The organism is Paenibacillus alginolyticus DSM 5050 = NBRC 15375, assembly GCF_000422905.1.
In the GTDB taxonomy this organism is placed as follows: Bacteria; Bacillota; Bacilli; order Paenibacillales; family NBRC-103111; genus Paenibacillus_E; species Paenibacillus_E alginolyticus.
Map to the genome: position 1 here is coordinate 1 of NZ_AUGY01000059.1, position 15,662 is coordinate 15,662.

Annotated in this window: 10 protein-coding genes and 3 pseudogenes; 7 read left to right on the forward strand and 6 right to left on the reverse strand. The window is 47.2% G+C overall.

Features of this window, described 5'->3' with window-relative positions; genetic code table 11:
- Positions 1-165: 165 nt before the first annotated feature.
- Together G519_RS53650 and G519_RS44295 are read right to left on the reverse strand one after the other, a co-directional pair.
- The gene (locus G519_RS53650; protein ID WP_369073757.1) at positions 166-504 is read right to left on the reverse strand and encodes a transposase; all 339 of its coding nucleotides are present in this window, start codon (positions 502-504) and stop codon (positions 166-168) included.
- Positions 416-1,492 carry a transposase gene (locus G519_RS44295; RefSeq protein WP_036633693.1) on the reverse strand — a complete coding sequence of 359 codons (1,077 nt, stop codon included), beginning with the start codon at positions 1,490-1,492 and terminating at the stop codon, positions 416-418. The genes G519_RS53650 and G519_RS44295 overlap by 89 nt, the downstream gene beginning before the upstream one ends.
- Before the next feature lie 130 nt (positions 1,493-1,622).
- On the opposite strand from G519_RS44295, the gene G519_RS44300 reads away from it, so the two are divergent.
- The 4 genes from G519_RS44300 to G519_RS0123990 all read left to right on the forward strand — a co-directional run bounded on the left by G519_RS44300 (position 1,623) and on the right by G519_RS0123990 (position 6,533).
- A complete protein-coding gene (locus G519_RS44300) occupies positions 1,623-2,126 on the forward strand; it encodes a sugar phosphate isomerase/epimerase family protein (protein WP_084160308.1) in 504 nt (167 codons plus the stop codon).
- Between the two features lie 471 nt (positions 2,127-2,597).
- Positions 2,598-3,272 (forward strand): rhamnogalacturonan acetylesterase, encoded by a 675-nt coding sequence (locus tag G519_RS0123980; protein WP_127528037.1) that lies wholly within the window; start codon positions 2,598-2,600, stop codon positions 3,270-3,272.
- Positions 3,257-4,057, forward strand: coding sequence for a polysaccharide deacetylase family protein (locus G519_RS0123985; RefSeq protein ID WP_029196859.1), 801 nt, complete (start codon positions 3,257-3,259; stop codon positions 4,055-4,057). Before G519_RS0123980 ends, G519_RS0123985 begins: the two co-directional genes overlap by 16 nt.
- Entirely contained in the window at positions 4,032-6,533 is a 2,502-nt protein-coding gene (locus tag G519_RS0123990) for a glycosyl hydrolase (RefSeq protein WP_307720108.1), read from the forward strand. The genes G519_RS0123985 and G519_RS0123990 overlap by 26 nt, the downstream gene beginning before the upstream one ends.
- A 232-nt stretch (positions 6,534-6,765) precedes the next feature.
- Here G519_RS0123990 and G519_RS49225 read toward each other — a convergent pair.
- The 3 genes and pseudogenes from G519_RS49225 to G519_RS0124005 all read right to left on the reverse strand — a co-directional run.
- Positions 6,766-6,989 (reverse strand): annotated as a pseudogene (locus G519_RS49225) (aldo/keto reductase); the annotation flags it as partial.
- 91 nt (positions 6,990-7,080) lie between these two features.
- Positions 7,081-8,232 (reverse strand): oligogalacturonate lyase family protein, encoded by a 1,152-nt coding sequence (locus G519_RS0124000; RefSeq protein WP_244280202.1) that lies wholly within the window; start codon positions 8,230-8,232, stop codon positions 7,081-7,083.
- A gap of 24 nt (positions 8,233-8,256) precedes the next feature.
- On the reverse strand, positions 8,257-9,801 hold the full coding sequence (locus tag G519_RS0124005; protein ID WP_029196863.1) for an extracellular solute-binding protein: 1,545 nt from the start codon (positions 9,799-9,801) through the stop codon (positions 8,257-8,259).
- Positions 9,802-9,993: 192 nt separating this feature from the next.
- On the opposite strand from G519_RS0124005, the pseudogene G519_RS49230 reads away from it, so the two are divergent.
- The 3 genes and pseudogenes from G519_RS49230 to G519_RS44305 all read left to right on the forward strand — a co-directional run.
- Positions 9,994-10,134, forward strand: a pseudogene (locus G519_RS49230) (beta-galactosidase trimerization domain-containing protein); the annotation flags it as partial.
- A 562-nt stretch (positions 10,135-10,696) separates the two neighbouring features.
- The gene (locus tag G519_RS0124015) at positions 10,697-11,836 is read left to right on the forward strand and encodes a rhamnogalacturonan acetylesterase (RefSeq protein ID WP_409372022.1); all 1,140 of its coding nucleotides are present in this window, start codon (positions 10,697-10,699) and stop codon (positions 11,834-11,836) included.
- Between the two features lie 503 nt (positions 11,837-12,339).
- Positions 12,340-12,780 carry a DUF559 domain-containing protein gene (locus G519_RS44305; protein WP_051253634.1) on the forward strand — a complete coding sequence of 147 codons (441 nt, stop codon included), beginning with the start codon at positions 12,340-12,342 and terminating at the stop codon, positions 12,778-12,780.
- A gap of 682 nt (positions 12,781-13,462) precedes the next feature.
- Here the strand turns inward: G519_RS44305 and G519_RS44310 are convergent.
- Positions 13,463-15,340: pseudogene (locus tag G519_RS44310) on the reverse strand (rhamnogalacturonan lyase); the annotation flags it as partial.
- Positions 15,341-15,662 lie beyond the last annotated feature (322 nt).

A 15,662-nucleotide genomic window follows, 5' to 3' on the forward strand; every position in this document is an offset into this window, starting at 1 on the left:
TAGATTTCGCACTGTGAATAACTTAGGATGTGCATAACATTATCCACAAGGAAAATGCCAAAAGCATGCAAATTTGGATTATGAATTTGGGTTATGAACCTATAAAGGGTATAGCTTCCCCTCCCAGCAAGGGGTTACAACTTCGTTTCCAGTTGTCGTTTGTCGTCAGGTGATGTGACGGGATCGTTGTAGCATGGTTATCCACAACGCATTCTTTGCAAAGCCATCCCACAGCTTAAGCGTCCATTGTCTTGCATGCGAAACAAGTATCGCTGGTATGATCCAAAAGACCCTTCTCATGCGAGAGACTGTGTAACACTTTGCTGCGTCTGGCGCAACCTCGCTTTTAAATCCTTGGTATACGTTGTAAGCAATGAGTTTCAACATGGCATCAGCAGCATTTGGGTAAAAACCGTCATTGGTGATGGCGTCTAAGGCAAAGCCGTTCTTCGCTTCCTTGATGTAGTTTTCCATCCCGCAATGATGGTTGTAGAAACGCCATATATCTTCTCCCTCCCAGAGAAGGTTGGTGACGATCCATTCGTATTCCCAGCCATACTCTGGAAAAAGGGCCATTTGATCCTCGTCCACGACTTCTTTGGTACGAACAGCAATGATGAATGCGGCGGGGAATGCTCCAACCGTTCGCTTGGTACTCAAACTCCGTGTATTCGATAATGTGAGTTCCCTCATAAAATCGGCACCATGGTCTGCTGAGCGCCAGTTTGAACAAGGGATTGCTACGTTTCATCTTGATGACATAGCCGATCATCTTCCCTTCAGATGCCGCATACATCTCCTCGCTGCCAAATCCCTTGTCTCCACGGCAATAAAGGGTTTCGATGTTGTCAGGCAGACGGTTCAAAGTATCTTCCAGCATTTCGGGTGTGCCATCTGACGTGTAGGCATTACCGGCACGTAATTCAAAGTTCAAGGCGTTATGGCTGACACCGTCGAAGCAGAGCAGCGGGTGCAAACTTGCTTTCCCATGATCTCTTGGATTGTAACCTACAGCGGCTTTTTCTTGGTGACCATAGAGCGTCTCTACGGAAGAATCGAAATCCAGAATAACCGTCTTTTGATTCTTCAGTTGTCGCAAGTTCACCTGATCATTGACAAGCTTAAGCATCTGAATTTTTTCATCAGAGTCGAAACGATCCAAGTCTCTGTATAAGATCGTCGTGTCGGGTAATTTGCCGCCCGCAAGACCTAGTTCTCTAGCCAAAAACGTATCCTTCTCCATCTCTTCGAAGTGACAAATGCGTTCCTTTCCAAGCAGTCTTCCTGCAACTTGGGTCAGGCATATTTGAGGCAACGTATACGTAGCCGTGGGTCCCTTTGAAAACGTAAGCGCATCGGCAAAGTGATTCTCAATCTTCAATTTTTTCATATAGGTTAACACGGGGAGTGCCCCGCCAAATGTTGTGGCATTGGGAAGCGAAAACTCTACATTCATCTCTTTACTTGTGGATACATTTCGTTTAATATTCACCTTATGGGTGCTCCTCTCAAGGGTCTATGGTGGTCTCGATAACTTCCATTTTCCTTGATCTGGCGCACCTTTTCAACTTCTATTGACAATTTTATTGAGGTTCAACTGCGAAATCTAGGTTAAAAAACGAATAGAGCAGCGCGGTTTTCATATTCACAGTATCAGTTCGCCGATTGGAAAAAGCTACATAACAGAAGATTTTACAGTTCATTTGAAGGGATTTATGAGGGCTATTGAACTTACCAAATTTTTCGATACTCCCTTTATTCGAATTTTTTCTTTTTATATTCCCAAGGGAGAGAACATAGGGAAGTACCGCGATGAAGTTATCAAAAGAATCGAACAGCTGACCCGGACCGCCGAACGGGAAGGGATCATACTCATGCTTGAAAATGAGAAGGATCTCTATGGAAATAACGGGGAGCGGCTACGCGATATTCTTCAGACGATCAATTCTCCCCATTTACGCTTTGCTCTTGACCCGGCCAATTTTGTCCAATCGATGGTGCTTCCTATGACAGATGCTTTTCCAGAAGTAGAGCCTTATCTTGCATGGGTACAAATTAAGGACGCTTTAATTAATAGTCGTTCCGGCGGGGGATGGGGATGGGGAAGTAAGGAAACTGATTCATGAGCTGAAAAAAAGAAATTACTCCGACTTTATGCCCGAAGGGGCCTCGTTGAGTCCAGGTTTTACAACCGCGTTAGTCTTGACCCCAAGAAAACGGATGAATTTGGAGTGCCTGAGCTGAACGTTCATTTTTCTTACAGCGAAAACGATTACATAGTGATTCGTCAGATGGCCGAAGATATAAGCCGTGTCGCATCCGCCGATTTCCGGTCGCCAACTTAATAACGCCATTCTGCTCGGATATAAAGTGGAATAGGTGTTGCGATCGGTATGGGTGCCGTGTATTGGAAGAGCGGGTTATACGGAAATTGGTGAAGGTAAGGGTACGGTTGATGATCCGGTCCCATTTCCATTACCCATCGGCGGGAAATATATCCGGTGGGATACCCTCCATAAAACACATAAAGCAAAATTGTCTTAATGAAGTTAAGCAGCATTTAGGTTACCTTATTAAGTAAGAACAATCAATAAGAGTTGGGAGGTTGGCTGGATGTCAGAGAAGAAACCATAAATATTTATCTTGCCGAGGATTCCACAGTTCAGGAGTATACGGCCGATTGGGCTCCACAAGCAGGATGGGGGCAATTTATCGCAGAGTATTTCAATTCGGAAGTCCGTTTCCATAACCGGGGAATAGGGGGAAGAAGTTCGAAGACCTTTGTGGAAGAAGGACGTCTCGAAGCGATTCTCGAGGAAATCGGGCCAGGTGATTACCTGTTTGTGCAAATGGGACATAACGATTCTACCACAAGCAAGCCGGAACGGTATACAGAGCCTTATACTACTTATAAACACTACTTGAAAATGTATATCGACAACGCGCGCCTTCGAGGGGCCACCCCGATTTTCATCACGCCAATGGCGAGACTTCATTATGAAGATGGGACATTTATCAACGATTTCCCGGATTACTGTATCGCAATGAAGCTGCTGGCCGAAGAGGAAAAGGTTCAGCTGGTCGATTTGATGACCATAAGTTTGGAATATTACAGCTCCATAGGGTACGACGAAGCCGTTAATCTGTTCATGATTTCCGTTAACGGTACGGATTGTACGCATTTCACAGACAAGGGTGCGAGGCGGATCGCCAAGATATTGGCGGAGGCGATTAAAGAATCGGGTGAGGTGATTGTATGTCCAAAATCATGATGACTTTCCCGCAAGGAAAACATAAAGTTTTAACGATGAGTTATGACGATGGCAAAGCTGCAGACATGAGGCTTGTCGAGCTTTTTAACAATTATGGAATAAAGGGAACTTTTCATCTTAATTCAGGTTTACTCGGCACGGGTGATCGTATATCTGAAGAACAGGTTGCAGACCTTTATCAGAGACACGAAGTGTCAGCGCATACGTCGACACATCCTACCATTGCAAGGTGTCCTAAAGAGCAAATTATAGAAGAAATGTTTGAAGATAGGAAAAGGCTGGAAAACTTGGTGGGATATACGGTAAGGGGCTTATCTTATCCGAACGGTTCTTTTAACAAACAAATTAAAGATATGCTGCCTTATCTAGGGGTTGAGTATGCAAGAGCAGTTCAAAGTACGGGACAGTTTTCTATGCCTGATGATTTGATGGAGTGGAGGCCTACATGCCATCATAAATCAAACTTGATGAATCTGGCGGAGAGCTTTGTGGGCCTGCATAAAACACAATATGTATACATGATGTATGTATGGGGTCACAGCTATGAGTTCGATCTCGATAATAATTGGGAAATAATAGAGGGATTCTGCGAATATATCAGCAATAGGCAGGATATATGGTATGCAACGAATCTGGAGATCGTAGATTATTTGAACGCTTTTCAGAGTCTTAAGTTCTCGGCTTCATGTCAATTTGTATATAATCCCTCTGCATCATCTGTTTGGCTAAATGTAGATAATCAGATTATAGAGGTAGAAGGTGGCAGTCAAATCTATTTACCGTAAAGAGGTGCATATCGTGTTGGAAACATTGAAACTTCAATTCCTCGAGCCATCTGATGAGTTCACGCCGATTCCGTTCTGGTTCTGGAACGATGAGCTGTCGAGGGAAGAAATTGTTAGACAAATTCATGATTTTCATGCGAAAGGTGTATCGGGCTTTGTTCTTCATCCACGTATGGGGCTGCCGCAATCTCAGCCTTACCTGTCGGATGAATTTATGGACTTTGTTGAGGCTGCCGTGAAGGAAGCCGCACAATTGGGCATGTCGGTCATTTTATATGATGAGGGCATGTATCCTTCAGGGGCGGCCAATGGCTTGGTAGTGAAGCGGAATACGGAATTTGCAAGCCGTGGATTACGGATGGCGGAGTACCCGTGTACGGGACAAGCTCCTGTGGAAATCAAGTTGACACTATCGCCCGGCGATCGTATTATTTCGGTTCAAGCTGTCCGTAAAAAATCCGAGAAGGAGATTGAACCGGGGGAATCCTTCCTCATTCTTGACAGCAGCGAAGACGGTGTTCGATTTACGCCGCCCCGGGAAGGACAATGGTCAGTATTGGTGTTTATCGATACCTATTCAAAGGGGACAATCCGGGGCATTCATTTCGGTCAGGATGACGGTGAACCCGATGCGCCGATGGCCGCAGACCTCCTAAATCCGGAAGCAATCCAAACCTTCATTTCACTTACTCACGAGAAGTACTACGAGAAATTAAAGCCTTATTTCGGATCCACCGTCATTGCCATGTTCACGGACGAGCCGGATCTGTTGGGACGCAGACATGTAAAAGGACTGAAGCCCTGGACAACGGATTTTCTGAACGAATTTCTTGAAGGGGGAAACCAACCCGAAGATCTGCCCGTTCTTTGGTTCGATGCCGGTGAGGAAACGGGGAGAATCCGCAGCCTTTATGAGAACTCGGTTTACAGCAGATTGACGAAGACTTATTATAAGCAGCTTTATGAGTGGTGTGAGAATCACGGCATTGCCTTGACCGGCCATCCGGCCGCAAGCGACGATATTGGGCTGCTTACCTATTTCCATATTCCCGGCCAGGATGTCGTTTGGCGGTTTATCGCACCGGAGGACGATAAATCGTTAACAGAACCTCACAGCACACTTGGAAAATGTTCGGCTGATTCTGCTCGCCATCGGGGGAGACGGCGTAATTTGAACGAATGCTTTGGCGTTTGCGGCAAAGAAAGCAGCTGGGCGCTCAAGGCCGATGAGATGAAATGGTATTTGGACTGGTTGTTTATCAGAGGGGTGAATTTGATTTCCCCTCACGCTTTCTATTATTCGATCCGGGATGAACGGCGCGATGAGCGCCCGCCTGACGTCGGTCCGAACAATATTTGGTGGCCGGAATATCATCGTTTCTCCAAATATATCAAACGAATGAGCTGGTTGATGACGGATAGCTTGAACATTACGGACGTCGCGGTATTGGCCCAGGAGTCCCGTCTTCCTTGGAAGTCTGTTAAGCCATTTTACGAGAATCAGGTAGAGTTCAACTACCTCGAAGAAGAAATTCTCCGAACGACGTGTGAGCTGCAGGACGGTACAATTCGAATTGCTGGGCAGAAGTATAGAGCTGTATTGGTCGAGAACGGCAGTTTATTCAGTCCGGAGACCTGGAATGTGCTCCGTGAGTTTGTCCGGCAGGGTGGGATTGTGATTGAAGTGGACGACAATGAGACCGGGACAATTTCAAATGAAGAAATTGGTCAGCGGCGGGTTGGTGCCGTGAAGGAAATTCCGGAGCTGCTTGAGGGCTTGCTCGGCAAGGATCCCAGACTCGTCCCTTCCAGTGATTCGATCCGGATTAGCCATGTTACGAAGGCTGGCATTCATTTTTACGTAGTAGTGAATGAAGGGGAAGACGCTTACGAAGGCGAACTGCAAATTAATGTATGCGGAAAAACGGAAATGTGGCATCCTTGGACAGGAGCTGTTGAAAACGTGCCGGTCAGCCGTAAGAAGGACGGAGCGGAAATAAGCTTCCAAATTCAGCGCCGGGAATGCTTGCTTATCGTCGTCGATCCGCAGCAGGAGGCTGTGCCGGTTTCCGAACCTTCATTTGAGCTTGTGGACACGATCGATTTGTCGGATGGCTGGCGTCTTCAGGAAGGGAATGAAGTTCAAACCCTCTCTTCCTGGACGGAATGGGAAGGAATGGAGCATTTCTCAGGGACCATCATTTATGAAAGAAGCTTTCGCTTGGAGCAAGCGGGGGCATATAGCAAAATCCTGCTTAACCTAGGGGAAGCGCACGAATTGGTCCGGTTATGGGTGAATTGCAAAGAGGCGGGCGTGCAAATGTGGAGCCCCTATGTTTTCTCCATTGAAGATGAACTGCTTTCGGGAGAAAATGTGTTCCGCATTTCGGTTACAAACAGTTTGGCCAACCGATACGATCAAAAGTCTTTGCCGTCCGGTTTAATCGGACCCGTTCAGCTATTGTGCTACAACTAAGTAGGAACTTAACAAATGTGAGTAGTGAATGAAAAAATTCGGCTTGCAATAATCCATACAAAATGGAAATGTATTTAAAAGAATATCGTGCTGCCAATTAATGATTATTGAAGGTTAACCAGGTTTTGTGTTGACCTTCGTATGAATAGGACAACCAGAGATCTCTGGTTGTCCTATTTGTGCGCTTGGGAGTGCATTGAATAAGGGGTGAAAGTCTTCAGCACGGGTTTTCTTACACGCGATTCGTTTCTTTCCATGCGGACGGATGATCGTCGCTTACAAAATCAAATTCCGCAGCTTAGCGTTGGCTTGTACCTGCTCAGGGCTTTTGCAGCCGGGGATTACGCTTGTAACAGCCTGATGCTTGAGGCACCAGGCGAGCGCCCATTCCGCCATATTGACGCCGGCCGGCAATTCATTGTTCGCGATTTCCTGCATTCTTTGCAACTTGATGGCAATAATCGGTGAGGTGACGGCCGAATGAGACAATACCCAGGCCAAGGCAACAACGTCTTCTTTCTCGGCTTAGGGATGGATGATTAAGTGATTACCCCTCGTAATTCGGCAATTGATCGACATCAACGGGAATATCGACCAGATAGAGATTTCCGTACCCGTTCATATCGCTTGTAAACAACAACCTTCTGCCGTCCGGACTAAAGCGGGGATGAGCGTGAACCTTTTGCGAATGAAAGCTGCATCGATGCTCGCATAACACTTTGGGTGCGCTTAAAACGCCATTTACACGTTTCCAGTAGATCATAAGCGTTAATGGAGAACGCCCGTCCACGATAACCTGGGAGAAATCGTCCGAATGCGCGTGCCAATTGCGAAAGGAAAACTCTACTTCTTCCATTTCCGTGTTATCGTGCTTGATCCTGCCCCAGAAGCCCGTTCCGTCTTCGCGAAACCCATGGTAGCCCAAATTCTCCCCGTCGGCGAGCCAATATTCATGTCCAACTTTCTCCAGCGGCTGTGTACGTTCCCGGATTTTCCATGTCGCGCCGTTTCGCAGGTCGCATCCCCAGATGCGGTGGTCGACCAAGTTCCACGGACCTTCATGGCAAAACGTAATCAAATGCGGAAGGGCAGGTGAAGCGTTGATATGCCCGATCCAGCTGCGGTCTTGGTGCACGGCTTCGGCAGCAGCCTCGGTCACCGATATTTTAATGATTTGGCAGAGGGGACCCGCTTCCATCACTTCACGATGACCGACATACCCGTTGCCGAGATCGATGCGGATCCGCTGGGAAAGGTTTTCGGAAATCGCAGTCACGATATATTTCCCATCGGCGGTACAGCTTAATTGTCCGGTATGGAAGCCTTCGGGGCATTCGTATAGAAACCGTTCCTGCAAAGTTCGTAAATCAAGTTCTACGACCTGGTTTTGATTTTTAAAATAGGCCTTGGTTTCTTCCGGGTTCAGACAAGCGCTTAAATCGTCCGTTGGCGATCTCAAATCGGTGAGCTGCGTCATTTCGCCGGTGCTCATATCCATACTGTATAAGTTTGCCTGGTTTCCCCGATCGGAGATCAAGAGCAGCCGGTTATTGTTCTCGTACCATCCGTTCTCGGTAAAATATAAATGGTGACTATGCGTTTTGTATTGGGTTAACTGACGAACGGGTACACCGGTCACCGGGTCGTGATAGCTTTTCCATTCCGATGGCCAAACCGTTCCCTTTGAACCTATTTCCACGTGCACCAAGCCTCCTTTAAGTCGTTAGTTCTTCTTCGTCTGCGCATAGATGTCGTTAATTTCCTTGATGTAATCGTCCCCACCGGTTTTGTGCCACAATTCTACCGCCTGATTGAAGCCTTTTTCATCGAGCTGCCCTACGATAAATTTAACTCTGGCATCTGCAATAATGTTGTCAAGCTGGGCACCCTTTTGCGAATACACTTTGGAGATTAACGGTTCCGCCGGATTGTCGACAACAAATTTTTCGTTCTCGGTTTGAAGTTTTGCTTCTTTTAAGCGAAGAGGGGTTTGCTCTACATCTAAGTATGAATTCGACGGAATTCCCATCTGCATTTGATTGATGTCCTGAATGTTTTTTTGAATGGCTTTATCGGTGCTGCGAATCATATAATCTTTTTCCTTCGTATAGTTTTGCCCTTCAATGCCGGCCCAGACCAGCGTTTGATTTTCCGGCGCGTTCAGCGCATCAAAGAAGGTGAGCACCCGCTTAAGCTCCGCTTCGGTCTTTACGCTGGATTTGGGAATGGCCAGAACGCCAGCGTAGCCGGATGTCGGCAAAACATGCTGCTTTCCGTCTTTGCCTGTTACCGTTCCAATCGCATCAAAGACATCCTTTGCTTCGGGATGCAGTTTGGTATATTCGTCCTGCAGGCGGTGCGCGTTGTCTAATACGGTCACTGCCACCCCGGTCTGTCCGTTCTTGACGGGCTCGTCCACTTTGGAGGATTCCAAAACCGCAAAGTCCTGGTTAATTAGTTTTTCTTGATGCAGCTTACGGAAGAATTTTAGCGCTTCCATATACTGCGGAGTCAAATGCGCGGGAACCAGTTTCCCATCCTTTTCGATCCCCCATTTGTTCGGCACCCCAAACCAGGTCGCCATAGCATCCCACGGCGTCGCATTTTTGGAGATAACCATTCCGTAGGTATCATTTTTGCCGTTCTTATCCGGATCCTTTTCTGTGAACGCTTTCAGCATATTATAAAAATCATCTACTGTTTTCGGTTCGGACAGTCCCACATTTTGAAGCCAGTCCTTACGGAAAGCGATCCCGTTCCGGCCGAGAGGCCGCGATCGGTATATGCCGTAGACTTTACCGTTGATGGAAGAATTGTTTAATGCAACCGGGTTAGCCTGACTTAAGTACTTATAATCTTTCAAATACGGGCCGATTTCCCAGAAGGCTCCGGACTGAACGGCACTGATGAAGCTCGACGTCTTGGATAAGACGACCATGACCGTCGGAAGCTTGCCGGAGCTTAGGGTAATATTGAACTTATCCTCGTAGGTGGTGGCCGGCACCCAAATCGGTGTGATTACGGTATTCGTCAGCTCGTTTAACTTTTTCAAAATAGGGCTGTCTTTGTCCGCCAGTTCTGCTGAATAGGAAGGCATCATAACGGATATTTCCATCGGAGACGGACGGGTTTGACTGTTAGCCTGTCCGGATGCGGGCTGGCCCGGGCTCGAACCGCTTGAACTGCATGCTGACAAAAATGTCAATAAAACAACTGTGCTGCTCATAAATGCTGTCGGACGCTTAATTAAACCTTTGGAAATAGACATCTTAAACCCCTCTCCGTCAATTGTATTTTGGCCGTTCTCCTGCATTGTTTATCACAGGTTACTGTACATACTAAAGCGCTTACATTTGGTGGTCAATTGAACATTCTTGCGCTGTGGGCAATCGGATTCTCAAGAGATATTCGGACTTTTTTGCATACATTGACTATTTTTGCTGAGCCCTAAAACCCGTTGGGCGTTCCTGTAGATTTCATCGATATGGATCAGGATTTTTCGAAATACAAGCTGCTCATCGCCTCTATGTTGTATATGGTGCGTCCGGGCGTCGGAGAGAGGATCGAACGTTTTGTGCAGAACGGCGGTACGTTTGTGGCGAGAAGCGGAACAGACGGCAGCACTTGACACTCAGGAATACGTAGACCTGCTTACTGGGGCGAAGACCGAATCACAATGCCAAATCCCTTCTTACGGCGTACGGATCTTGAAGCGCGGGTAGAAATCGATGTTACAAAAAAGTCTAATCGAATCAACAAAGTCAATCTGTAAACTCTGCTTCGTACAAGAATTTCCTAATGCTGGATAATTAAATCGAGTGATATAATCTATCCCACAAGGAGGTGAGATATGTAGACGAGAGGAGGTTGTGATCGCTTTCAATTTACGATCCTATTCATTAGTCCCCACCCCAGAACAGGAGGTAACAAATGATTAAAAAAAGAATCAACCAATTATTGGCACGTCCCTCTGCTCGATTTGAATGCGAGAAGCATTCAGTTATATAACTCGGTGGGTATAGAGGAAACCAAGTCGTTATTTTTATGGCTTGCACCTGGCGAATATCCGAATTGGTAAGCGAAGGAATCCGCGATTTGGATTATTATTTAAGGGAGGCTTTTTAGTGAAAAAAGGCATAATAAAAGCATTAAGCTTTATTCTTATGACAACTATAATCCTTGGCGGCATGGCAAGTTTGCCTGTGAAGGCAGAACCAAGCAATTACAAGTTTGATTTTGGTGCCGGAAGTGTAGAAAAAGGGTATATTGGTGTTAGCGCTTCTGATAAATATAACGAGAAGACACGTTATGGCTTTAATACGCCGGAAAACATGCGGAATGTTGCAGCGTCCGGAACGGGCGCTGCAAGTGATGCTGTTCAGTTTGTAACTTATGGCACGAAAAGCACAAACACATTCAATGTGGATCTTCCAAATGGACTTTACGAGGTTAAGGTCACATTAGGAAACACAGCAAGGGCCATCATTGCAGCTGAAGGAGTTTATCAAATCATCAATATGACAGGTAACTCGGCAACAGATTCATTTCAAATTCCTATTACTGACGGGCAATTAAATATCCTTGTAACTGAAGGTAAGGTGGGCACGGCTTTTACACTAAGCGCCCTCGAAATTAATAAGTTGTCTCATCATCCTGTTACGAATAGAACGATCTATATAGGTGGAGACTCGACTGTTTGCAACTACTATCCATTATCCGGCAGCGTGCAAGCCGGATGGGGACAATTGCTTCCACAATTTGTTGACACGGATGCCTTCCAAGTTAGAAATATGGCTTCAGGCGGCCAGATTGCAAGAGGCTTCCGGAATGATGGACAACTGGAAGCTTTACTGAAATACATTAAACCAGGCGATTATTTTATATTGCAATTAGGAATTAATGACACGAATCCAAAAAATAACACAACCGAAGCCGAATTTAAAGAGATCATGCGTGATATGGTTAAACAAGTTAAGGCTAAAGGGGCAACGGTTGTCTTATCCACTCCACAAGGCAGAGCAACGGACTTTAATTCAGAAGGCGTACATACTTCTGTGAACAGATGGTATAGACATTCCATTCTGGCATTAGCTCAAGAAGAGAATGTTCCATTGGTAGACCTTAATGTTTTAAGTTCGGCCTACTTTACATCCATCGGTCGGGAAGCTACACTTGCACTTTATATGAAAGGAGATACTTTACATCCAAATCGTGCAGGAGCGACAGAGCTTGCCCGCATTGTGGCTGAGGACTTGAAAAAACAAGGCCTGAATGGTTTTGTAGAGGAAAAGAAAGAAGTATAATAATCGATCAAGGGGCAAAAATTTACTGTAGAACGTGTGATATCTTTACTTTCCAAGGGCGTGCTCCGCTCTGACGCTCTCTTAGAGGAGTACCTGACCTTTACAAACGAACATTGCTAGATCGGCACTTGACTGCGCCGCTAGGGGCGATCACACTCAACAACGCGGTATCACAGCGTTGTTGGGCACACCATTAAAAAATGTAAATTACTTCCTGATTAGGGCGCTACATTTTAAAAAGAGGGAAATCCGAAAAGCTACCTTCAGCAAAATTAAGGGTTTTTGAAGCTTTATTTTCTTGAATATGGAAGACATCGTTAGGAGAATACATGGAAGGATTACAAGAAACTTTTTCCAAACGGTTCCAAATGAGATATACTATTTTATAATACGTCGTGAAGCACACGCCGCTGATCCTTTTGGATTGTACGGGACGCCCTCAAGCGCCTCGTCCGATTCTGGGACGGCGGCTTTTTTGTTACAAAAATTCGGAGGTGGCGGACATGTCGTTTGAGGCGGAGTATGAGGCGTTTCTGCAGCAGGTCTGGTGGCCGGCGGTCGGTACATTGGAGGATCTCCATCCGGAATATGAGGTAGACGATTTCAAGGATGGCCGCCGCTTTATCGATTTTGCGTATATCCGGCATCCGCATCAAGTAGCGATCGAAATCGACGGCTATGGTACCCATTGCCGAGATATGACACGCTGGCAGCATGTGGATCATATCAACCGCCAAACCTATTTAGTGTATGACAATTGGAAAGTCGTACGTTTCGTCTACGACGAAGTCAAAGAGAAGCCCCGCCATTGTCAGCAAAGGATCCTGCATATGATGGGAATTTGGTTCGGGCGGGAGGATGGCTCTCTCCAAGTGGAGTTGGACTTCCGTGAGCGGGAAGTCGTCCGCTTGGCTCTGGGAGAAGGCAAGCCGATTACTCCCTGAGACGTTATGGCTGGCCTTGGGGTTGGTGAAAGATACGCCAGAAAACTGTTAGCTCAGTTGGTAAAAGAAAAACATATTCTCCCCAACATCAGGTACCATTCGTATTCGTAGTTACTCCTTAGTCGCTAAACACTTTCAATAACCATTAACCGCCTCCCGGGTGGTTATTTCAGCGCACACACGGTAGTTTGGTTCAAAACCTGCCGAAAGTCGGACTGGAAATTCTAATGCAATGTCAGTGAAATCGTTTATCGGATATTGAAGCGCGCCTATGACAAAGGTTAATAAAAACAGGGACATGGGCGGCATAGCCGTCGCATGTCCCTGTTTTTATCGATACCCAAAATTACTGCACTAGGATGCGGTCAGTGCCGATAAACTGGCTGCCGTCCTCCAACTGTCCGGTAATCTTTACTTCCACCTCGCCGATTTGTCCCGAAAGCGCCTGATTGAGCTGCTGACGGTCAAATTTAACCGTGAATCCCTTCGAGCTGTCTCCCTTCGTGTTTTCCCCCTGTACCGTGCCGCCATTTACGCTCAAGGTTACCGAGTTAATTCCGACAGCTGTGGCTCCGGCATAATCAGGCAGATCAATTTTCGCTGTTACGGAGTGATCTCCGCCATTGCTTTTGAGATTTAGAGAGTTCGGAGTAACGCGGACGTCTGCTGGATAAGTGACATTAATGTTCGAAGCCGGAGGCTGCGTCATCCCTTCGCCCAGATAGAAGCTCGTATGCGGGGGCTGGTTGTAGGCTACGTTCTCCGAAGCAACGCCAAGGCGGTAAACCGGATCATGCATGAGCGCAGGGATACGGTGTTCGGTGACAGCCGTCGTTGTGTAAATGCGCAGCGCGCTGCTGTCGGCCGTTCTCCAGATTGCCTCTTCCCGCCAGTCGCCTAAAATATCGGCTTGCAGGCTAGGAGTGCCTTTGGTCGAGTTATTGGATAATGTACCTTCAGCTGTCAGCAAATTGTCTGTCTTGCTGTTTATATAATCCCATTTGTCGATCTTGCCGGGACCTGCCCCGATGGCTGAATTGTAGTTGTGATCGAGAAGCTCACGGAGCAAATCGCCGTCCCACCAAATGCCGAAGTTAATGGACGATGGCGTGGTGCTGCTGATTTTTGTACCTTTCACGGTGTATAAGCCCACTCCATTGGAAGCCCATTGCTCTTCGCCTTTAAATCTGGGGTCAATATCGGCTGACATGCCTCGTCCCGTATCTTTTCCTGTGTATACTCCCCACAGTACCTGCCCGGTAGCAGCATCCCAAACCGCTGCGCCATAAGGGGAATCCTTATGTTCCATGACTTTAAAAACTTCCAGCCCCGGTCTGTCGGGATCCAGATCCCCTACATGATGCGCATCTCCATGACCCAAACCGGTGCTGTAGAGGACTTGGCCGTTATCGTCAAAGGTCATCGCCCCGTAAACGATTTCGTCTTTTCCGTCACCGTCCACATCGATCGCACTTAGACTATGATTCCCTTGGGCTTCATATGCCTTGTTGCCGTTGCTGTTAAATGTCCACTGCTTGGTCAGTTGGCCGTTTCTCCAGTTGTATGCCACTAACGAGGTTTTCGCATAGTATCCGCGGGCTATGACGAGACTCGGCGTTTTTCCGTCGAGGTAGGCGATGGTTGAGAGAAACCGGTCGACACGGTTGCCATAGCCATCGCCCCAATCGGTTACCTGGCCACGGGCAGGCTCATAAGGCACCGATACCAGTTCTTTCCCGGTAGCGCCTTCAAACATGGTAAGATACTCCGGACCGGAAAGCACCCGGCCGGTAGCATCCCGATAATCGGCATTCGGATCGCCGATTATCTTGCCGGCGCCGTTAACCGTGCCGTCGGCTGTCTTCAAGGCCACCTCAGCTTTTCCGTCGCCATCCAAATCATAGACCATCATCTGTGTATAGTGAGCCCCGGCGCGAATATTCCGGCCCAAAGAAATTCTCCATAAGAAGGTCCCGTCTAGCTTGTAAGCATCCACGAACACTTCACCTGTAATACCATTCTGCGAATTGTCCTTGGAGTTCGAAGGATCCCACTTCAGAATAAGCTCATACTGTCCGTCGCCATCTACATCACCGACGCTGGCGTCGTTAGCATTGTAGGTGTAGGTAGAACCGTCGGGATTTACTCCGTTTGCCGGCTTGCGTAGGGGAATATCAAGGTATTGTTGCCCCCAAACGCTTGCCTTATCGGATGCAGGCAACTCCTTGCCGTTTACGATCGCCCGTACGGTATACACGGCGTTTGCCGTGCCGTCGGCGTCAAGATAGTTGGTGCTGGAGACGATCGGATCGCTATTCACTTTCTTTCCGTCGCGGTAAAGATGAAAGGAGATGCCGGCCGGATCGGTGCCCAGCAGACGCCAGCTGACAAACACGCCGCCATCCACTTTGACCGCTACCGGTCCCCGATCCAAATACTCCATCTGGCGTTTCTCGTGTGCCGTCGCTGCTGGCACCGATTCGGCTGCAACCGTTTGCAGAGGGGCGCATAAAGCTGCGATTTGGAGAGAGCCGAGCAGGCATAGACCGGTATTCTTCATTCTTTTCTTCCATTTCCGTTTGTTCTGCTTCAATGTTAGAACCTCCTGAATTATATGATCACGAAGTGACCCCTTTAACGTAATAGATGCGAACCATTCCAACAATAGGAAATATATGCTGCCCTTGCAATCTTTTGTGGACAAAAAAGTACGAATCTTTCAAAAAAATGCAAGCCCGGGAACCGCCTGAAACAAAAAAGTATGATTGTTAGCGGAAGGAAGCTTGGTTATTATTCATTAATAAATGGGATTTGACGACTGCGGCGGTCTCGGACAGGCCTTTGCCGCAATGCAAAAGACTTTATAGCTCCACGCTTTTTCC